The sequence below is a fragment of the Nonomuraea sp. NPDC003754 genome (genome assembly GCF_053605785.1).
On the sequence record NZ_JBSGJX010000017.1, the window covers coordinates 159,368 to 179,313 of the forward strand.

17 protein-coding genes and 1 riboswitch are annotated in these 19,946 nt (G+C 73.1%); of the genes, 7 read left to right on the top strand and 10 right to left on the bottom strand.

The window, feature by feature from the left end; genetic code table 11:
* Window positions 1-95 precede the first annotated feature (95 nt).
* The 3 genes from ACWEVS_RS22495 to ACWEVS_RS22505 form a co-directional block, all read right to left on the bottom strand.
* Window positions 96-1,319, bottom strand: coding sequence for a M48 family metallopeptidase (locus ACWEVS_RS22495; protein ID WP_449921318.1), 1,224 nt, complete (start codon window positions 1,317-1,319; stop codon window positions 96-98).
* The gene (locus tag ACWEVS_RS22500; protein WP_452553110.1) at window positions 1,316-2,131 is read right to left on the bottom strand and encodes a hypothetical protein; all 816 of its coding nucleotides are present in this window, start codon (window positions 2,129-2,131) and stop codon (window positions 1,316-1,318) included. The genes ACWEVS_RS22495 and ACWEVS_RS22500 overlap by 4 nt, the downstream gene beginning before the upstream one ends.
* 117 nt (window positions 2,132-2,248) lie before the next feature.
* Window positions 2,249-2,809, bottom strand: coding sequence for a C40 family peptidase (locus ACWEVS_RS22505; RefSeq protein WP_452553112.1), 561 nt, complete (start codon window positions 2,807-2,809; stop codon window positions 2,249-2,251).
* 73 nt (window positions 2,810-2,882) lie between these two features.
* Window positions 2,883-3,025, bottom strand: a riboswitch (cyclic di-AMP (ydaO/yuaA leader).
* A 340-nt stretch (window positions 3,026-3,365) separates the two neighbouring features.
* On the opposite strand from ACWEVS_RS22505, the gene ACWEVS_RS22510 reads away from it, so the two are divergent.
* Window positions 3,366-4,295 (top strand): LysR family transcriptional regulator, encoded by a 930-nt coding sequence (locus ACWEVS_RS22510; protein WP_452553114.1) that lies wholly within the window; start codon window positions 3,366-3,368, stop codon window positions 4,293-4,295.
* On the opposite strand, the gene ACWEVS_RS22515 is transcribed toward ACWEVS_RS22510, so the two are convergent.
* Window positions 4,259-5,215, bottom strand: a complete 957-nt coding sequence (locus ACWEVS_RS22515; protein WP_452412909.1) for an NlpC/P60 family protein — start codon at window positions 5,213-5,215, stop codon at window positions 4,259-4,261. The genes ACWEVS_RS22510 and ACWEVS_RS22515 overlap by 37 nt on opposite strands.
* Before the next feature lie 101 nt (window positions 5,216-5,316).
* Complete coding sequence (locus ACWEVS_RS22520; RefSeq protein ID WP_452553116.1) at window positions 5,317-6,639, bottom strand: NYN domain-containing protein; 1,323 nt, start codon at window positions 6,637-6,639, stop codon at window positions 5,317-5,319.
* A 123-nt stretch (window positions 6,640-6,762) separates the two neighbouring features.
* On the opposite strand from ACWEVS_RS22520, the gene ACWEVS_RS22525 reads away from it, so the two are divergent.
* Window positions 6,763-7,791: a phosphotransferase family protein gene (locus ACWEVS_RS22525; RefSeq protein ID WP_449921328.1), complete on the top strand. Its 1,029-nt coding sequence runs from the start codon at window positions 6,763-6,765 to the stop codon at window positions 7,789-7,791.
* Here ACWEVS_RS22525 and ACWEVS_RS22530 read toward each other — a convergent pair.
* Entirely contained in the window at window positions 7,786-8,436 is a 651-nt protein-coding gene (locus ACWEVS_RS22530; RefSeq protein ID WP_449921454.1) for a response regulator transcription factor, read from the bottom strand. The two genes, ACWEVS_RS22525 and ACWEVS_RS22530, sit on opposite strands and share 6 nt — an antisense overlap.
* Window positions 8,433-9,602, bottom strand: coding sequence for a sensor histidine kinase (locus ACWEVS_RS22535; protein WP_452412908.1), 1,170 nt, complete (start codon window positions 9,600-9,602; stop codon window positions 8,433-8,435). The genes ACWEVS_RS22530 and ACWEVS_RS22535 overlap by 4 nt, the downstream gene beginning before the upstream one ends.
* A gap of 111 nt (window positions 9,603-9,713) precedes the next feature.
* Here ACWEVS_RS22535 and ACWEVS_RS22540 point away from each other — a divergent pair, with 111 nt between their 5' ends.
* From ACWEVS_RS22540 to ACWEVS_RS22550, 3 genes are read left to right on the top strand one after another with little or no spacing between them, the layout of a single operon-like run.
* A complete protein-coding gene (locus tag ACWEVS_RS22540; RefSeq protein WP_354919413.1) occupies window positions 9,714-9,932 on the top strand; it encodes a hypothetical protein in 219 nt (72 codons plus the stop codon).
* A gap of 3 nt (window positions 9,933-9,935) precedes the next feature.
* A complete protein-coding gene (locus ACWEVS_RS22545; protein WP_449921333.1) occupies window positions 9,936-10,427 on the top strand; it encodes a PH domain-containing protein in 492 nt (163 codons plus the stop codon).
* Window positions 10,424-12,346, top strand: a complete 1,923-nt coding sequence (locus ACWEVS_RS22550; protein WP_452553117.1) for a PH domain-containing protein — start codon at window positions 10,424-10,426, stop codon at window positions 12,344-12,346. Before ACWEVS_RS22545 ends, ACWEVS_RS22550 begins: the two co-directional genes overlap by 4 nt.
* A 152-nt stretch (window positions 12,347-12,498) precedes the next feature.
* Here the strand turns inward: ACWEVS_RS22550 and ACWEVS_RS22555 are convergent, their stop codons facing one another.
* From ACWEVS_RS22555 to ACWEVS_RS22565, 3 genes are read right to left on the bottom strand one after another with little or no spacing between them, the layout of a single operon-like run.
* Window positions 12,499-14,052 carry a hypothetical protein gene (locus ACWEVS_RS22555; protein ID WP_452553119.1) on the bottom strand — a complete coding sequence of 518 codons (1,554 nt, stop codon included), beginning with the start codon at window positions 14,050-14,052 and terminating at the stop codon, window positions 12,499-12,501.
* 44 nt (window positions 14,053-14,096) lie between these two features.
* Window positions 14,097-15,527 (bottom strand): serine/threonine-protein kinase, encoded by a 1,431-nt coding sequence (locus ACWEVS_RS22560; RefSeq protein ID WP_449921340.1) that lies wholly within the window; start codon window positions 15,525-15,527, stop codon window positions 14,097-14,099.
* A 4-nt stretch (window positions 15,528-15,531) separates the two neighbouring features.
* Window positions 15,532-17,052 (bottom strand): serine/threonine-protein kinase, encoded by a 1,521-nt coding sequence (locus ACWEVS_RS22565; RefSeq protein WP_452553120.1) that lies wholly within the window; start codon window positions 17,050-17,052, stop codon window positions 15,532-15,534.
* 140 nt (window positions 17,053-17,192) lie between these two features.
* Between ACWEVS_RS22565 and ACWEVS_RS22570 the strand changes: the two genes are divergently transcribed.
* A complete protein-coding gene (locus ACWEVS_RS22570) occupies window positions 17,193-18,917 on the top strand; it encodes a DEDD exonuclease domain-containing protein (RefSeq protein ID WP_452412905.1) in 1,725 nt (574 codons plus the stop codon).
* 17 nt (window positions 18,918-18,934) lie between these two features.
* On the top strand, window positions 18,935-19,222 hold the full coding sequence (locus tag ACWEVS_RS22575) for an Lrp/AsnC family transcriptional regulator (protein ID WP_354919433.1): 288 nt from the start codon (window positions 18,935-18,937) through the stop codon (window positions 19,220-19,222).
* Window positions 19,223-19,946: the final 724 nt, after the last annotated feature.

Below are 19,946 nucleotides of genomic sequence, written 5' to 3' on the forward strand. Positions count from 1 at the left end.
CCCGCCCACATCCGGCCGGCCGGCACGGCGCGTCCGCCGGGAGGCGGGGCGGGGCCGGGGCGCGGCAGGGGCGGAGGTCATGAGAAGCGCCCTGCTCACGGGGCGTTCATGAGCTCCCATGAGCGGGCCATGGAGATGCGCTGCGGCGCGGTCGGATGCGAGGCATAGAGCACATATTCCACAGCATCAGGCGACAAGTCCGAAATGTTGGTAACAGCAAGCCGTTTTTGCATCGCGATGAACGTCCCCGGGTCCCGGGTCAGGTCCAGCGCGTGCAGGTCGGCCCTCGCCTCGACGTGACGGCTGACGAGGTTCTGCGCGGGCCCCGACAACACCGTCACCAGCGACAGGAACCCCATGACGGCCCCCACCGCCAGCGGGTCCGACAACGGCCGGCGCCACAGCGGGGCCACGCAGAACAGCAGCACCGCCCCGAAGGCCGCGCCGAGCCCGCCCACGAGCGTGCCGTGGAGCACGTCGTCGTACGTGGCGTGCCCCAGCTCGTGCGCGATGATCAGCTCCACCTCCTTGTCCGGCGCCTTCAGCAGCGTGTCGTAGACGACGATCCTGCGCGTGGCGCCGAACCCGGAGACGTAGGCGTTGAGCGCGGTGGTCCGGCGGGAGGCGTCGGCGACGAGCACGTCCTCGACCGGCACGTCGGCCCGCCTGGCCAGATCGAGCAGGTCGGTACGCAGCTCTCCCGCGGGCATCGGGGCGAAGTCGTTGAAGATCGGCTCGAACACGACGGGGTAGACGAAGGAGGCGCCCACCGTCAGCACGAACGCGCCGGCCGCCACGGGCACCCACCACCGCCTGAAGCGCCTGGCCAGGCCGACGATCGCGAGCACCATGACCGACAGCAGCGCGACCCGCACGCCGATGGACTTGAGCCGGTCGCCCGTCCAGCTCCACCAGTTCTGGGTGGACAGCCCGAAGGCGCGCAGCTCGGTCTCGAACCACATGCCCAGCGGCCAGCGCAGCACCTCGACGACGGCGGTCAGCACGACGACGCCGAGGACGACCCGCAGCCACCACGGCCCCCTCAGCCCGCGCAGCAGCCGCGCGCCGAGGGGGGTGGCCACGAGCAGGCCGGCGAACACGACGGTCAGGCCGAGCGACAGGTAGGAGGGCACGCTCGTGGCCGCGTCGAAGGCGCGGGAGCGGGCGATCTGGGCGGAGGTGAAGTCCTGTGCGGGGTCGGGCGGCACCGTGGGCGCCCCCGCCATGACGTCCCACGGCGTGGTGAGCACCACGACCACCAGGATGGCCACCCCGAGCACCGTCAACGCGATGCCCGCCTGCCGGTCCAGCCGCCTCATCCGTCTCCCTCCGCGCCTGTCAGCTCGTTGCGGACATACTCCCGCCAGTGCGCGACGAGCGCGCGGACCGACAGGCCCAGCGGCTCGAGCGCCTGGCCGAGCCGCATTCCGGCGGCCCGCTGGTAGAGGTCGGCCAGCGCCCGCTCGCCGTACCTGGCGGCGATCAGGCGGCAGGCCAGCCATGACTCCTGGTAGACCTGCGCGAGCCGGGGCGTGCCCGGCGCGAAGGCGGCGTCGGCGGGCAGCGCGCCGGGCAGCCGTCCCGCGCGTGCCTCGGCCGCCAGTTCCGCCGCCGCCACCCGCGTCGCGAGTCCCGAGCGCAGGTAGCCGACGTAGTCGGCGAACCCTTCCCGCAGCCACACGGGCCGCCCTTCCGTTCCGGCGGCCACGTGGGTCAGCTCGTGGGTGAGGACGACGTCGCGGCCCACGGGTGTGAGGCGCGCGAAGGCGCCGGGCAGGACGATCACCTGTTCCGCCGAGGCCAGCGCGGCCAGCCCGTCGACGGGGCCCGTGCCCGCGAGGGCGGCCGCCTCCGCGGTGGTCCTGGGCACCACGACCCGTGGCCGTACGGCGCGCCGCAGGACCGCCGAGACGGTGAGGGCCGCCGCGTCGGCCCGCGTGGCCAGGTCGCGCAGGAGGGCGGCGGCGGTGTGGTGCCCGACGACGAGCGAGCGCGCGCCGTAGGCGACGACGACGCCTGACTCGCCGAGCGCGCGGGCCTCGGGCGGCAGGCGGCGTCCCGCGGACCCGGCCACCGTGCAGATCGCCGGTCCGGCCAGCGCGGCCGCCAGCAGGGTTCTGCGGGTCACCACGGCTGTGATGCTAGCCCGGACAGGCCGAAGCCCCGTCCGAGGGGGATGGACGGGGCTTAGGCCTGTCCGGCGGCCGGGGGCTACGCGCCGGGGCTTCGGGCGTCCGGCGGCCGGGGGTTACGCGCCGGGGCGGACCGCGCCGGCGAAGGACGCCTTGCGCCAGCCGCCGAGCTTCTCGATCCGCACGGTCTTGCCCGTGCTCGGCGAGTGGACCATCCGGCCCTTGCCGACGTACATGCCGACGTGACCCTTCCCGCGGAAGAACATCAGGTCACCAGGCTTGAGATCGCTCCACCTGACCTTCTTCCTGATGCGCGCGTACTGGCTGTACGTGACGCGGGGGATCTTGATGCCGGCCTTGGCCCAGGAGTACTGGACCAGTCCCGAGCAGTCGAAGGCGCCGGGTCCTGTGCCGCCGAAGCGGTAGGGGTCGCCGATCTGCTTCTTGGCGGTGGCGACGGCCTTGGCCGCCTTCAGCCGCTGTCGAGCCGCCTTGGCCTGCCGTGTCGCCGCGGCCGTTGACGCCGCGCCCGCCTGTACGGCCGGCGCCGTCTTCACGGTCGTCGTCGTCGCCAGGGTGGTGGTCACCGGGGTCACCAGGGTGGTGGTCGCGGGGGCCGCTGTCGCCGGGGTCACTGTCGCCTGCGCCGCGGGTGCGTGGAGGACGATCCCTCCCATCGCCACCACGACGCCGCTGAGGGCAAGGCAGGACAGACGGGTTGTGCTAGAGGGGGTAGACAGAATGTCTCCTTGGGACTTCCACCAATGCCTACCGGGTTAGCTGACGGGTTCGGGCGGGGAAGTCGCCCTTCCGGCCCGCAGGCCGGATTCACCCCAGGAACGTGGGTCCCCGGCTCCGTGCTCCATGCCGCACGGACTCGGCGGGTCGACCGCGCACGCCTGTCTGGGGTTACGGCGCGGCGACCAGCGGATCTTTATGCGTGCACCGGCCGTTGGGGGGCCGGTGAGCGGTTCCGGCGCCATGGCTTGGTCGCCGCGATGCGAGAACGTACCCGGCGCCCCAAGGCCAGGCAAAGGCCGGGCAAAGCTGTCAAGATCACCGACTGGTTCTTGTCAGAAGAGGAGTCGCTGCTCTACACCGGGTTTCGTTATCCGAATGTGACCCTGCTCACAGTTGCTTCTGTGGCGACCTGTCAGATCGCATCCGTTACTTTCCTCACACTCCCGGTATAAGGAGAATTAAGGCTTAATCCCTGCGACATACACTCGGCGCATGCTTGATGGGTGGTCGCTACGCGTCCTGGTGGAGGTCGGACGGCGCGGCTCGTTCTCCGGAGCGGCCGAGGTGCTCTCCATGACGCAGCCCGCCGTCTCGCGGCAGATCGCCATGCTCGAACGCCACACCGGCGTCACGCTCTTCCACCGCCGCCCGAGGGGCGTCCAGCCGACGGAGGCGGGCCGGGCGGCGATCGAGCAGGCCATGGCCGTGCTCGACGGCATGAGCCTGTTCGAGACCAGGCTGCGCGCCTTCGCCACGGCGGACACCGGCCGGGTCAGGGTCACCGCCTTCCCGAGCGCGGCCACCAGGTTCGTGCCCGAGAGCTTCCGCCGCTTCGCCGCCGACCACCCGGGCGTCGAGCTCTCCCTCAAGGTCGGCGGCCCTGACGTCGCGTGCCCCGTCACCGCCGGCCTGGTGGAGGGCGCCACCGACGTCGCCCTGCTGACCTCGTGGGATCCCGTCCCCGACCCGGAGCTGGAAGTGCTCGACCTGTTCGACGACGAGCTGCTGGTCGCCCTGCCGGCCGGGCATCCGCTGGCGGCCGGAGAGCGGGTACGGCTGGCCGACCTCGCCGCCGAGCCCTGGATCGACGGCACGCACCCCGACGGCCTGGCCCCCGTCGCGCAGTTGCGGGCCGCGATGGGACGCGCGCCGAGGATCGCCCACCTGTGCGACGACTGGAACGGCCGCCAGGGCCTGGTGGCGGCGGGCGTGGGCGTGATGCTCCACCCGTCGATCGCGGGCATGGCCGTGCGCTCCGGCATCCGGCTGGTCGAGCCCGCGCCGCGACTGCCCGCCAGGCGGATCAGCGCCGCCGTCCTGCCGGCGCCGGGCCGCCCGCCCGCGGTGAGCGCCTACCTGCGGGTGCTGCGCGAGATGAGCGAGAGCTACGGCCGGATGGCGCCGACCAGCCGCCCGCCGTAGGAGGACAGGCTGGCGACCTTCACCACGTCACCCGTCTGGGGGGCGTGCACGATCTTGCCGCCGCCGGCGTAGATGCTCACGTGCCCGAGCCCTGAGCTGAAGATGAGGTCGCCGGGCTGCAGCTTGTCGAGAGAGACCCTGCGCTTGGCACCCCAGGCCCACTGCTCCCAGGTGGTGCGCGGCAGCGACACGCCGGCGGCCCGCCACGAGGCCTGGGTCAGTCCCGAGCAGTCCCAGCCGCCCGGGCCCGTCCCGCCGTACTGGTACGGCTTGCCGATCTGCGCGTAGGCGAAGCTCAGCACGGCGGCGGCGTTGCCGGAGGCCGAGCCGGTGTACTTGAGGCCGGTGCTGTTGGGGTTGCCCACCCGGTAGGCGCCGAGCCTGCGCAGCAGCTTCTTCTGCTGCTCGACCAGCTCGAGGATCTTGTCCCGCTCCGACTTGACGTCGTCGCGCAGCTTGTCGGCCTCGGTGAGCGCGCCCTGCGCCTCCTCCTTGTCGGCCTTGAGCTGCCGGTTCTCCTCGTCGAAGGCGGCGAGGGTCTGCGCCCGCTCGGCCGTCATCTGGCCCATCAGCGCCATGCTGCCGAGGGTCGCCGTGGGGTCGGCGTCACCCATCAGCGAGGACCAGGTGGTGGCGTCGACGCCCTGGTAGGCGTTGACCGCCATGCCGACGACCTCGGCACGCAGGCCCGCCACCCTGGCCAGCTTGCTCTTGTACCTGGTGTTGAGCCCGTCGTAGGTCTTCTTGGCCTTCTTGTACTTCTCGGTGGCCGTGTTGTACCTGTCGACGACCTTGTCGGCCTTGTCGTTGAGCTTCTCGAGCTTGGCCTTGGCCTGAGAGATCGAGGGGCGGGGATCGGCGAGCGCGCCGTCCAAGGGCAGGAAAAGCGCTCCGAGCGCGAGACCCACAGCCACCGGCACCCGGCCAAACCTCACGACGACACGCCTCCCAGTGATCACGCCTGGGGCGAAATAGTACAGAAGCGGTGCCTAGCAGCTCAAAAAGTCACCCAATTTGTGACCTAGGCTCGGCCAAGACGGCGCAGGAGCAGCGCCGACTGCACGGGGCGCGCCCCCATCCTGCGCACCGACTCGGCCACCTCGCGGTCGGAGGAGACCACCGCGATCGCCCTGCCCTGCGGTTCGGCCCGCACCAGCTGGCGGATCAGATCGTCGGCGATCTCGCCGGGCGCGCTGAACATCACCCGGACCCCGCGCGGCGCGACGACCTGCACGGGCGCGTTGAGCTCCGCGCCGTCGAAGACGACCGTGACCTCGACCCTGGTCTGCGCGACCAGGCCGCCGAGGCCCGTCATCAGCCGGTTGCGCTGGTCGGCGAGGGTGAGCGTGCCGTACCCGGTCTTGGTGACGTTGTAGCCGTCGATGATCAGGTGCACCTGGGGCAGCGCGAGCAACTGGTCGAGCAGCTGCGGATCGTCGTCGGCCAGCGCCCTGGCGGGCACTCCCCGCACGGTGGGCGCGCCGGGGGCGACGGCCGCGACCGAGTCGGCGGGCCTGCTGATCGTCGTGGGCAGGGCGAGCTCCCTGCGCAGCCCGGCGGAGGCGTCCTGGAGCGCGTCCAGCAGCACCCTGATCCTGGTGTCCTCGATGCTGCGGCCCTCACGGGCCGCCCTGCGCGAGGCCTCGAGCTGCCGCTCGACGTCGACCAGGCGCTCGCGCGTCCGCCGGAGCTCGGCCTCCCCCGCGCTGCCGGCCGTGGACGCCGCCACCCTGGCATCCTCGGCGGTCTGGGCCAGCTCGGCGGCCCGCTGCTCGGCGGTCTTGAGCCGCTCCCTGGCGTCGTGGAGCTTGCGGCGCAGGTCGGAGTTCTCGGCCCTGGCCGCCTTGAGCTGCTCGCGCAGCCGTTCGGACTCCTCCTTGGCGGCGGTCTTCTGGGTGGCCAGCTGCTCGCGCAGCCGGGTGACGGTCGCCTCCTGCGCCGATCCCTCGGCGGCGACAGCCGACTGCTCCAGGTCGGCCCTGGCCATCTCCACCATGTCCGCCCAGCCGGGCGGCCTGGTCAGGTACGCAGCGGCCGCGACCAGCACGGGGTCGGCGGCGGGCGGCACGTGCCCCTCGGCCAGCGAGGCGACCAGCTCGGGCCAGCCCTTCTCGATCGACTCGGCGACGGCCTCGCGGAAGGTCTTGTCGTTCTCCAGCTGGGCGGCGATGGGCGCGCCGCCCAGCTTGGCGCGTTTACGGGGGTCGAACTTCGCGATGCCGCGCAGCGGCGCCGGCACGGACGTGGGCGGCATGGCGCCGAGCAGCTGGGCCGCCAGGTCCACCACGTTGAGCCTCACCTGCTCGGGAAGCGGACGAGACAGGCCATCACCGGCTGAGCTCATCCCACTGCCTCTCGACTGACCCTTCGCGATTGTCCTACTCACCAAGGGTAAGGGTGTCACACACATGTCCGTGTCGTGACTCGTATATGGACAAGCGCTTGGTTGGAGACGTACGACAGGGTCGTGACCGAGCAGATGCGCACCTCCACCAGGGACCTCGACGAGCTGCGCGAGCGGCTGAGCGCCTGGCTCGGGCAGGAGGTCTCGCAGCTCTCGCGACCCTCGGCCAACGGGATGTCCAGCGAGACGCTGTTCTTCACCGCGGGCACGACCAGGTGCGTGGCCCGGCTGGCGCCCGCGCGGGAGGCGGTGCCGGTCTTCCCCACCTACGACCTCGGCACGCAGTTCGAGGTGATGCGGCTGGCCAGGGAACGGGCCGGGGTGCTCGCGCCGAGGGCGCTGCGGTTCGAGCCGTCGGCCGGACCGCTCGGCACGCCGTTCTTCGTGATGGAGCGGGAGGAGGGCGAGGTGCCGCCCGACGTCCCGCCGTACACCTTCGAGGGCTGGCTGCTGGAGGCGGCGCCCGACGACCGGCGGCGGCTGCAGGACGCCACGGTCGCCGTGGCCGCCCGGCTGCACGGCACCCGCTTCAGCGACGCCGAACTGGCTCCGCTCGGCCGGCGCGGGCTGCGGGCACACGTCGACGCGCAGCGCGCCTACTACGAGTGGATGCGCGGGCCCTCGCGCATCCCGCTGCTGGAACGGGCCTTCGACTGGCTGGAGGACCACTGGCCCGCCGAGCCCGGCCCCGACGTGCTGACCTGGGGAGACGCCAGGATCGGCAACGTGATGTACCGCGACTTCACCCCCGTGGCGGTGCTCGACTGGGAGATGGCGGCGGTGGGGCCGCGCGAGCTCGACCTGGCCTGGATGATCTTCCTGCACCGGTTCTTCCAGGACCTGGCCGAGGTCTTCGAGCTGCCCGGCCTGCCCGGCTTCATGCGCCGCGCCGACGTCTGCGCCACCTACCGCGACCTGTCCGGCCACACGCCCAGGGACATGGACTTCTACGAGGTGTACGCGGCGCTGCGGCACGGCATCGTCATGGCCCGCGTCTGGCAGCGCCGGATCCACTTCGGCGAGCAGCCCGCTCCCGACGACCCCGACGACATGGTGCTGCACCGCGCCCGGCTGGAGCGGATGCTGTCATGACTCCGCGTCGTGGACCAGCAGCGCGATCTGCACCCTGTTGTTGAGCGCCAGCTTGGTGAGGATACGCGAGACATGGGCCTTGACGGTCGCGACGCTCATGTAGAGCTCGCCGCCGATCTCGGCGTTGGACCGCCCCCGCCCCACCGAGACCGCCACCTCGCGCTCGCGCTCGCTCAGCCGGTCGAGCATCGCCCGCGCCCGGTCCCTGCGGGTGCCCGCGCCGCCGTCGGCCACGTGGGAGATGAGCTGCCTGGTGACCGCGGGCGACAGGATCGGCTCCCCCGCGGCCACCCGGCGGATGGCGGCGACCAGGTCGGCCGGCGGGATGTCCTTCAGCAGGAACCCGGCCGCCCCCGCCCGCAGCGCCCTGAGCACCTGGGCGTCGGCGTGGAAGGTGGTGAGCACGACCACCTCCGGCGGGCTCGCCGTGCCGCGCAGCGCCTCGGTCGCGGACAGCCCGTCGACGCGCGGCATGCGGATGTCCATGAGCACCACGTCGGGCCGGTGCTCGGCGACCAGCCTCGGCACCTGGTCGCCGTCGGCGGCCTCGCCCACCACCTCGATGTCGCCGGTGCCGCCGAGGATCATCGACAGCCCCGCTCGGACCAGCGCGTCGTCGTCGACGATCAGTACCCGGATCTTCATTTCTCCCACGGCAGCCATGCTTCCAGAACGAAATCCCCCTCGGCGGCGCGCCGGTGGGCCAGCCTGCCACCGGCCAGCTCCGCCCGCTCGGCCAGCCCGATCAGCCCCGTGCCGGTGCCGGGGATGCTGGACGGCCAGCTGGTCTTGTTGCGGACCGCGATGGTCAGCCCCTCGCCAGGGCCGCCCGTCACCACCACCCGGACGGGCGCGCCGGGGGCGTGCTTGCGCGCGTTGGTGAGCGCCTCCTGGACGATCCGGTAGGCGTTGCGGCCGAGACTCTCCGGCGCGTGGCCGACCGCCTCCAGCCGGAGCGCCACCTCCATGCCCGCCGCGCGCGACTCCTCGACCAGCCCGCGCAGGTCGTCCAGCGTGGGCTGCGGGCGCTCGGGACGGCCGTCGGCGTCGTCGCCCGGCTGGCGGAGCACGCCGATGACCTCACGCAGGTCCTGCAGCGCCTGGTGGGCGCTCTCCCTGATCGCCCCTGCCGCCTTGGAGATCTGCTCGGGCGGCGCGTCAGGCCGGAACTCCAGGGCACCCGCGTGCAGGCTGAGGATGGAGATGCGGTGGGCGAGCACGTCGTGCATCTCCCGGGCGATGCGCTCGCGTTCGAGCCGCCTGGCCTCCCGGCCGGCCACCTGCGCCTGCTCCCTGAGGGTGTGGACCAGCTGCCGCCTGGACCTGACGACCATGCCCCAGCCGAACACCGCGAACACGAGCAGCACCCCGACGCCCATCATCCACGCGGGACCGAGCTCGTCGGGGCGCCACAGCGCCAGCGGGAAGACGCTGACCAGGTTGAGCGCGAGCACGATGCCGGAGATCTTGAAGGGGCGGTGCACGGCCACCGTGAACAGCGCCACGGCCGAGGCGCCGCCCACCATGACGAAGGTGGCCGACAGCAGCGTCGTCACGACCGCCAGGGTGACCGGCCAGCGACGGCGCAGCCACACCGACGCGCACGCCAGCGCGCCCAGCACCTGCTCACTGACCCGCAACGGCCTGGCCAGGCCGTCCAGGTCGGGCAGCGACAGCACCGCCAGCCCGCAGGCGACCAGGAAGACCAGGATGTCCACGATCCAGTCGCGGGTCGAGCGGCGCACCGGCCGCCCCTCCTCCGGATCGCCGAGCAGGACCGAGGGCAGCAGCCACCGGTACTCCACCTTCATGGTCCCCCACCGTAGGGCCACCATTCGGCGGGGCGACAGCGACCAAAGTCGATACCGGTCTCAACCTGTGGCCGACGCAGCGGCCGCCGCCCGAACCCGAGGCTTGGCGGCATGAAGGCAATCCTCGACGTGGCCGGCGCCGTGCTCCTCATCCAGGGCGTCGGCGGCGTGGTCAACACCGTCCTCGGCTGGTGGGGCTGGGCGCACGACTTCCTGATCGTCAATCGCCTGCCGTTCCTCGACGGCTACGAGGTCTTCGCCGGCATCGGGCTCGGCATCCTCGGCTTCGCGCTGCTGGCCACCGCCGACTCGATGAAGAGGACCGGCTGACCCGTGACCGAGCTCACCCTGCGCCCTCCTCGCAACCTGGCCGACCCGCGCACGGTCGCCTGGTGGACCGTCCAGGCCTTCCTGCTGGCCGTCCCCCTGGCGGCGGCCGTCCTGGCGGCCTACTGGTTCCTCACGCCGCGGCCGGCCGTTCTCGGCGGGCTGGCCGTGGCCGTCGCGCTGGCCTGCCTGCTGTCGGCCGCGACCGTGCCGCGCGCCTACTACCGGGTCCAGCGGTGGGAGATCACCGACGAGGCGGTCTACGTCCGCTCCGGCTGGATCACCCACACCTGGAGGGTGGCGCCGATGTCGCGCATCCAGACCGTGGACACCGCGCGCGGCCCGGTGCAGCGCATGTTCGGGCTGGCCGACGTCACGGTGACGACCGCGTCGGCGGCGGGGGCGATCACGATCGAGGGGCTCGACCACGAGCTGGCCGCCGAGCTCGCCGCCAGGCTCACCGCCGTGACGCAGGCGACGAAGGGGGACGCCACGTGACCGCGCGGCAGCAGCACCAGGACGACGTGGCGTGGAGCGCGCTGCACCGCAGGATCCCGCTGGCCACGGCGGCCGTGTCGCTGACCGTCGCCGCGCCCGCCGCCTTCGGCGTGACGCGCCTCCTGACCGGCGCGGACCAGCCGCGCGAGCTGGTCATCGCGGGCGCCGCCGGCGTGGTGGCTCTGGTGGTGGCCGCCGCCTACGCCTACGGCGTCGCCCGGCTGCGCACCACCCGGTTCAGGCTCACCCGCGACCGGCTCGAGCTGCGGGCGGGCGTGCTGGTCCGCCAGCACCGGTCGATCCCGCGCGACCGGGTGCGCAGCGTCGACGTCAAGGCCGACGTCGTACGGCGGGCGCTCGGCCTGGCCGTCGTCAAGATCGGCACGGGCGAGCACACCACCGGCGAGCACACCGAGCTCACCCTCAACGCGATCGCCACCGCCGAGGCCGAGGCGCTGCGCCGTACCCTCCTGACGGGGGCGGGTGCGGCCGCACCGGCCTCACCGAGCGCCGGTCACCCCGGGCACCCAGAGCGCTTCGGGCACGCCCGGCCCGGCCATCGTGAGCACACCGAGCCCGGACACTCCGGTCACGCTGGGCACCCCGAGCACTCCGGGCACTCCGGGCACCCCGGGCACGCTGGACACGAGGAGAGCGTGCGGGTCGTCGCCGCGCTGCGGTGGGGATGGATCCGCTACGCGCCGCTGTCGATCTGGGTGTTCGTCGGCGGCGCGATCGCGGCCGGCGCGCTGAAGAAGGTGCTCGACGTGGTCGGCATCGACCTGTTCAGCACCGGGGCGGCCACGGCGGCGTGGGAGTGGCTGATCGGCAACCCGTGGATCGCGGTGCCGATCGTGGCGGCAGGCAGCCTGCTGGTCGGGCTGGCCGGCGCGCTGGGGCTGTTCGCCGAGTCGTGGGGCAACTACCGGCTCGAGCAGGAGGCCCGGACGCTGCGGGTGCGCAGGGGGCTGCTCACCACACGGTCGCTCACCATGGAGACACGCAGGCTGCGCGGGGTGGCGGTGGCCGAACCGCTGCTGCTGAGGCTGGGCGGGGGTGCCAAGGTCAGGGCGGTGGCGGTGGGGCTGCGCAAGGCGGAAGGACAGGAGAGCGAGGAGGTCTCCGCGCTGACCCCGCCGGTCCCGCGGGCCGAGGCCTTCCGCGTCGCCTCCCACGTCCTGCACGCCTCACCGGCCGCCACCCCGCCCGGCCCCGCCGTCCAGGACGCACCCGCCACCCGCGGATTCCCCGGCACAGCGGACCACCACGCTGCCGCGGGCCGACACACCGTTTCCAGAACTCCGAACACCCATGGGCCCGACGGCGGACACACCCTTGCCGGCGCGCCGGACGCCCACGGGCTCGCCGGGGCCGCCGGTGGACCTACCGGATCCATCGTTACGGCTCCGGTGGACGCGCGGGCGGCCGTGGCATGGGGCGAGCTGGAGCCGCACCCGAAGGCGGCCAGGAGCCGTCGCACGCGCCAGGCCTTCGGCGCGGTCGCCGTGCTTGCCGCCGCCATGGGCGTCACCGAGTGGCTGACCGGGTGGATCCCGCCGGTCGCCTGGGCGCTGCCCGTCCTCGCCCTTCCCGCCGGACTGGCCCTGGCCGCCGACGCCTACCGAGGGCTCGGGCACCGGCTGGCCGGCGGCCACCTGCTGACCCGGGCCGGCTCGGCGGGCCGTACCACGGTGGCGCTCGACACCGGCGGCATCGTGGGCTGGCGCATCCGCCAGTCGGTCTTCCAGCGCCGGCTGGGCCTCATCACCGTGTCGGCCACGACCGCGGCGGGCGACGGCCACTACGACGTGCTGGACGTGGGCGTCGCCGAGGGGCTCGACCTGGCGGCGCGCGCCGTACCGGGACTGCTGGAGCCGTTCCTGGCCCGGGTCCCGCGCCCCGCCCGGACCAGGACCTGACCGCCCGTCCGGCCCAGGACCTGACCGCCGCGCCGCACAGACGGGCCGCCGCCCTACGCCGACAAACCGCCGCCCCGCGCAGACCGGGACGGCGCGCAGCGCAGACGCCCCGCCGCCCCGCGCAGACGGTCCCGTCGCGCGGGGCGGGCGTGTCAGTCCTTCTGCGGGGTCGCCTGGGCCAGGGCGGCCAGCATCTCCTTCGCCACCGTCATGGCCGCCGCCCGGGCCTCCTTCTCGCCCAGCACCTCGACCTTCGGCGAGTTGGTCGGCTCGTCGGCACCCATCTCGGCCCCCGAGAAGGAGGCCTGGATGACGGTGAAGCCCTTCCTGACCACGACGTCGGCGGCGCCGTTGAAGACGGCGTTCTTCCTGTCGACCCGGTACTGGACGAAGGCGGCGTCACCGAGCCCCTGCGGCTTGTCGACCTTGCCCCAGGTGAAGCCGCCCAGCGAGCTCTCCGCCATGCCCACGGCGCCGGACAGCTCGGTGGAGTAGGCGCTCAGCGCCGCGGTCGGATCTCCGGCGCCCGCCCGGTTGCTGAACACCTGGACCGTGACGAGCGCGCTGCGGATCCCGCGCCGGCCCTGGCCGGCGGGGGCCTTCAGGTTGAGCCAGCGGCACTCGGTCTCCTTCACGCCGACGGCGTCGTTGCCCCTGGCCCGCTCGGTCGCGCCGGGCACCAGCTTGATCATCGCGGGCGCCATCCGCTTGCACGCCTCGGGCATCTGGGCCAGCACGGTGGGCGTCGACGACGGGGTCGGGGCGGGCGAAGGGGACGGCGACGCGCTGGGCGCGACCGTGGCCAGGACGGCCGGATGGGCCTTCTTCCACTCGGCCGCCGCCTTGGCCAGGTGGGTCAGCAAAACGCCGACCTCGCGCAGGGCGTTCTCCTCGCTGACCGACTGGACGCTCTCGTTGGTCAGCAGCTTGGCCTCCTTGCGCTGCTGGCTGGCCTGGTAGTGCACCTCGATGACGAGGTCGTCGACCCGGACGCGGCCCTCGCCGAACGAGTACCACAGCAGCTTGTCGCGCCGCCAGGTGTACTGGCCGAAGGCGCCGTCTCCCACCCCCGCGTACTCCTTGAGGGGCGAGTAGTAGTTCTTCTCCCCCGGCTTCGCGTCCTTGTCCTTGCTGGTCGCCTTGTAGGAGAAGAAGCCGCGCTCGGCCTCGTGCGCCTGCTGCGCCTCCGCCCTGCCCGTCTTGGGCCCGTCGGGCCGGTACTGGGAGACGTTGATCCTGATCTCGCGGCTGCGCCAGAACTCGCCGTAGGAGATGCGGCGGTTGGTCCAGTCGCAGGAGGAGACGACGGCGTAGTCGGAGTCCCTGGAGCGCTTGTCCACCGTCGCGCCGGGCACCAGGCGCTCGGCCTCGGCGGGGGGAAGCATGGCGCAGGCGTCGAGCGTCGGCGCGGCGGCGGGCGCGGTGGCCGACCCCGTGGCCGATGCCGTGACGCCGGCCGAAGGGGAGACCGGTGTGGGCTTGGCGGGCTCGTCGGCGGCGGTGGGCCTGCCGTACAGGAGGAAGGCGCCCGCGCCGCCGGCGATCAGCACGACCGCGGCCCCTCCCGCCACCACCGGCAGCACCCATCCCCGTCGCTTCGGCGGCGGGGACGGTGGCTGCGCCGGCATCGTCGGCACCTGCTGGAACTGCCAGTCCGGTGCGCGGTACGGGTTGGTAGGCGGGGGATCGTCCTGATTCCAAGACATGGGCATGGATGCTAGCCGTCCTGATGGCGGTTGACTCGCACCTGTCAGCCTCGAAGCGAGGATGTGACCTGCCGCGCGGCCGTCTCGGCCACCCGCTGGCCAGCCGCGTCGGCCTGCCTCGCGTCCTGGATGTGGTAGACGACCTCCGCGGTGAGGTTGCTGTCGCGCAGGGCCACGCGGTACCACACCTGGCCGGTACGGCCCTGCCCCACCTGGTGGGTCTGGAAGCTGTCCTGGGCGAAGGCCGCCTCGCCCACCCCCTGGACGTCCCTGATCTTGTAGGTGGTCTTCCGGAACGACGTGCCGTCGGACGCGGCGGCGGCCCCACGGTCGGCGTCGAACACCAGCGCCGCCACCCCCGGCCCGTCGTGGCCGTCCTGCGGCCGGTGCGCGGTCAGCCGCAGGCTGATCGAGCGCTCCTCGCCGGATCCTCGCCACACCTTCCACCTGCAACCGCCGGGCATCGGCGCGTCCCTGCGCATCTCGCCGCCCAGCAGGGCGCGGGCCTGGGCGTCGCTGAGCAGCGCGCAGGCGTCGGGCACGCCGGCGAACCTGCCCTGTCCGGCCTGCCCGGGCCCGGCGACGGCGAGGGCGTAGACCAGCCCGCCCACGGCGGCGGCCCCGGCGACCGCCAGCGCCGCGGGCAGCTTCCACCGGCGGCGCGGCCGGTAGGCGACCGGGGCGGTGTGCGCCGAGCTCGTCAGCCGCTCCCGGACCTCACGCGCGTGCGGGCGCCGTTCGGGCTGCTTGGCCAGCAGGTCGAGGATCAGCCTGCCCAGGTCGCGGCCCGCCCGCTCGGGCGGCGGCGGGTCGTGCAGCAGGACTGCGGCGGCCACCGCGGCCTGCATCTCCCGGTGGAAGGGCGGCTTCCCCTCGACCGCGGTGTAGAGGCTCGCGCCCAGCGAGAACAGGTCGGAGGCCGGGCCCGCGGGCAGGCCGTTGAGCCGTTCGGGCGCCATGTATCCGGGCGACCCGCCACCGCCGACGCCGCCCACGGGCGCGGCCACGCCGAAGTCGGTGAGCATCGCGGTGCCGTCGGCGTCCAGCAGGATGTTGGCCGGCTTGACGTCCTGGTGGAGGATGCCGTGCGCGTGGGCCACCTCCAGCGCCGACAGCATCTGCAGGCCGATGCGCGACACGATGTGCGGAGGCAGCGGCCCGGTCTCCTTGATGATCTTGTCGAGGGAGCGCCCCGTCGCCAGGTCCATGACGATCCACGGCAGGTCCTGGTCGAGCACCACGTCGTGGACCATGACGATCGAGGGGTCACGCAGCCGGCCCGCCGACCTGGCCTCGTGGATGGCCTGCTCGACGAAGGCCGCCCGGCCCGCCGCGTCGAGCTGCTGCGGGATGCGGACCTGCTTGACGGCCACCTCGCGGCCGAGCCGTTCGTCGAGGGCGCGCCACACCGTGCCCGCGCCGCCCTCGCCGAGCCGTTCGGTCAGCCGGTACCGGCCCGAGAGCAGGTAGTGCACGTCGCTAGCCCCCGCTCCGCAGCGCCTGCTCGGTGTGCCGGGCGATGGTCAGCGCGCTCTCCCTGACCTGCTCGTCGGTGGGCCTGCTGGCCAGCGTCGTGTACTCCACCTGCATGACCAGGTTGGCCACGCGGTACATGACGACGGCCGTGTGGACCCTGCCCTGGGCGCTCAGCTCGTAGGTGTAGGCCTCCTCGCCCACGCCCTGCAGCGGCTGCGCCTTGCCGATCTGCGCGGTGAACGGCCCCTTGGCGCCGATCTCCTTCCACGACCACTGCAGTTCCTTGTACTTGCCGATCCACACCCGCTGGCTCTCCATCAGCCGGTGGGCGGACTCGGCGGTCATCGCCCAGGGCTGCGGGGTGTCGGAGTCGCGCTGCGCGGTCAGCGACACGCCCCTGCCGTTGACGGTCCAGTCGCAGGCGACGCCGAGGCTGTCGTCGCCCTCCGCCACGTTCTGCGTGCCCTTGGGCGGCTGGCCGGTGCCCAGCGCCTCGCCGACCTGGGACGGGGTGAGCAGCCCGCACAGGTCCACGGGCAGTGTGAACGCGGTGGGCGTGGCCGTGGCGCCGCCCCTCCACAGGAACAGGACGGCGGCCACCGCGCCCGCGACCACCACGGCGCCCGCGGGCAGGAGCCACCGCAGGCGTCCGCGGCGCGGCCGGCCGAGCCTTCCGGGGACTGTCAGGTCCTGGCGCGTCAGCGACGGAGCCTCCTGCCCCGAGGCGATCTGGCGCAGCGCGTGGACGGTGCTCCACGGATCGGGCCGCGCCGCCGGGTGCCTGGCCATCATCGCGGTCAGCACGGGCGCCAGCGGCCCGGCCAGGTACGGCGGGCGCGGCGGCGCGGTCAGCGTCGCCCTGATCCGCTCCATCGCCGTGCCCTCGTAGGCGGAGACACCCTCGGCCGCGGCGAACAGCGTGGCGCCCAGGGACCACAGGTCGCTCGCCGGTCCGCCCGGCTCGCCTTCCAGGCGTTCGGGCGCGATGAACCCGGGCGAGCCGATCATCAGGCCGGCCTGGGTCAGCGTCGCCTGGCCCTCCTGCCTGGCGATGCCGAAGTCGGTCAGCACGACCCGGCCGCTGTCGGTGAGGAAGACGTTGCCCGGCTTGACGTCGCGGTGCTGCAGGCCGCGCGAGTGGGCGGCGGTCAGCGCCTCCAGCACGTCCGCGCCGATCCTGGCGACCGTCGCGGGCGGCATCGGGCCCTCCTGGGCGATCGCGTCGCCGAGCGTGCGGCCGCGCAGCAACTCCATGATCAGCCACGGCCTGCCGTACTCGACCAGGACGTCGTGGAGCGCGACCACGCCGGGGTGCCGCAGCTGGGCGGTGGCCTGCGCCTCGCGTGCGGCCCTGGCCACGGCCTCGGCCCTGCCCTGCTCGTCGAGCCCTTCGGGCAGGGTGAGCTCCTTGACCGCCACCTCGCGGTCGAGCATCTCGTCTCTGGCCAGCCAGACCTTGCCCATCCCGCCGCTGCCCAGCAGCCTGATCAGGGTGTAGCGGCCGGCGAGTCGTCCCCCGGACATACAGGGGAGAGTAACGAATAATCTCCCATGATGAGGTCCGCCCGGATCGTCGCCCACCGCGAACCCGGGCGCGCAGATCAATCCGTCGATCGCCGGGTCGCCCCGATAACTGTCGGTCCGCCTCTCTATGGTCTTGGAACGTGGACGCGGTTCAAGGCACTCTCGACGAGCTCGGCACCCCGCTGAGCGAGGTCACCTTCGTGGTCTTCGACCTGGAGACGACCGGCGGCTCGGCGCAGGAGCACGCGATCACCGAGATCGGCGCGGTCAAGGTGCGCGCGGGCGAGGTGCTCGGCGAGTTCGCCACGCTCGTCGACCCCGGCGGTCCCATCCCGCCGTTCATCTCCGTGCTGACCGGCATCACCGACGCGATGGTGATGGCCGCCCCGCGCATCGAGTCGGTGCTGCCCAGCTTCCTGGAGTTCATCTCCGGAGCCACGCTGGTCGCCCACAACGCCGCCTTCGACACCGGCTTCATCAAGGCCGCCTGCGCCGCGCAGGGCTACCCGCCGCCCGCCAATCCGGTCGTCGACACCGTCGACCTGGCGCGCAGGGTGCTGACCCGCGACGAGATCCCCAACGCGAAGCTCTCCACGCTCGCCAGGTTCTTCCACAGCCCCGTCGAGCCCTGCCACCGCGCCCTGCAGGACGCCAGGGCGACCGTCGACGTGCTCCACGGCCTGATCGCCCGTGCCGGGTCCTTCCAGGTCCACACGCTCGAAGAGCTCAAGTCGTTCGTCCGCGCCCCCACGCCCGAGCAGCAGCGCAAGCGCCACCTGGCCGAGACCGTGCCCCACGCCCCCGGCGTCTACCTGTTCGAGGACGCCCGCGGCGAGGTCCTCTACATCGGCAAGTCCACCAACCTGCGCAACCGCGTCCGCTCCTACTTCACCGCCAGCGAGACCAGGCCCCGCATCCGCGAGATGATCGGCATCGCCGAGCAGGTCCGCCACATCGTCTGCGCCACCCCGCTGGAGGCCGAGGTCAGGGAGCTGCGCCTGATCGGCGGCGCCAAACCCCGCTACAACCGCAGGTCACGCTTTCCCGAGAAGGTGGTCTGGCTCAAGCTGACCGACGAGCCCTTCCCCCGCCTGTCGATCGTGCGCGAGCTCAAGGACGACGGCGCCGCCTATCTCGGCCCCTTCACCAGCGCCAAGGCCGCCGACGACGCCCGCACCGCGCTCCACGACGCCGTGCCGCTGCGCCAGTGCACCGAGCGCCTCACCCTCAGGACCCGGCGGCCCGCGTGCGTGCTGCACGAGATGGGCCGGTGCGGCGCCCCGTGCGAGGGGCTGGAGACGCCCGCCGACTACGCCGTCCACGTCGCCAGCGCCCGCAGGGCGATGGCCACCGACGTCTCCCTCGTCTTCACCGCGCTCGAGGCCCGCATGGAGCGCCTGTCGGTCGAGCAACGCTACGAGGAGGCCTCCGTCGACCGCGACCGGCTCGCCTCCTACGTCCGCACCGCGGCCCGGATGCAGCGCCTCACCTCCCTGACCCGCATCCCGCAGATGGTCGCTGCCAGCCCCGCCTTCGACGGCGGCTGGGACATCCACGTCATCCGCTACGGCAGGCTCACCGCCGCCGCCCACATGCCGCGCGGCGCCCACCCCACGCCCTTCGTCGAGAAGCTCGTCGCCACCGCGGAGGTCGTCATCCCCGGCCCCGGCCCCATCCACGCCGCCAGCGCCGAGGAGACCGAGTGCATCCTGCGCTGGCTGGAGTCGCCGGGAGTGCGCCTGGTCGAGGTCGACGGCGAATGGGCGCTGCCCGCCCACGGCGCCGCCCGCCACAAGGCCCGCATCGACCTGGCCTACCAGCGCCTCGACCACCGCAGTCGCCGCGAGGGACGACCGTTGCGGTGACCCGATACAGTTGGTGCATGGTCACGGCAATCGTTCACATCAACGCCGAGGTCGACCGGATCCCGGAGATCGCGCAGACGATCGCCGAGATCGACGGCGTCAGCGAGGTCTACTCGATCACCGGCGAATACGACCTGCTGGCCATCGTGCGCGTCGCCGCCTACGAGGAGATCGCCGAGGTCATCCCCGGGCGGCTGAACAAGGTGCCCGGCGTGCTCGACACCTCGACGCACATCGCGTTCCGCACCTACTCCAAGCACGACCTCGACGCCGCCTTCTCCATCGGCCTCACCGAATCCGACTGACCCGCACGCCCCCTTCTCCACCGGTCGACCGACCCGCGCGCCCCCTTCCCATCGGCGGCCCCCATCCGACCGCCCGCACGGCGGTCCCCTTCCTCCTCGGCGGCCCCAGCCCGAATGCCCGCACCGCCCGGCGGCGCCGGGCGCCCCGTGGTACGGCGGCCTCCCCATGGCGCAGCCGGACCTCTCGCTCCCGGCACCCCGGTCTCCCTGGACGTGCCTTGATCCCCGGCGAGCACCGACCGTCGCCCGTCCATTCCGGCGTCCCTGACCTGCGTTGACCACCAGCAGGCGCCGGCCCTTGCGCGCCTCGACTCCTGACGTCCCTGACGTGTGCCGGTCCCCGACGAGCGCCGCTTCTCCCCGCGCTGACCCCGACGAGCGCCGACCCGTCGATCGTGGGCGCGCGTCCCTCCGCGCGCGTGCGTGAGTGCCGAGCGGGTGCCCGGCGTGCTTCGCTTCCAGGCATCCGCCCGGCCCGTACGGCAAGCCGGGCCAGGCGCCACCCTCCGCACGTGGCCGGCCTCTTTCCAGGAATACGCGTCACCGAGCGCACGTGGCCGGCCTGGGAGACGGACAGCGGGCATCGCGGGCGACGTGACGGCGGCCGGCCGGAGTCCCGCTGGAGTGGCGTGATGGACGGGCCCCGGCCACGCGCCTGCGGTGGCCTTGACCCGGCTTGCCGTACGGGAGGGCGGACAACACGCCCGCGGCGAGGACACGGTGG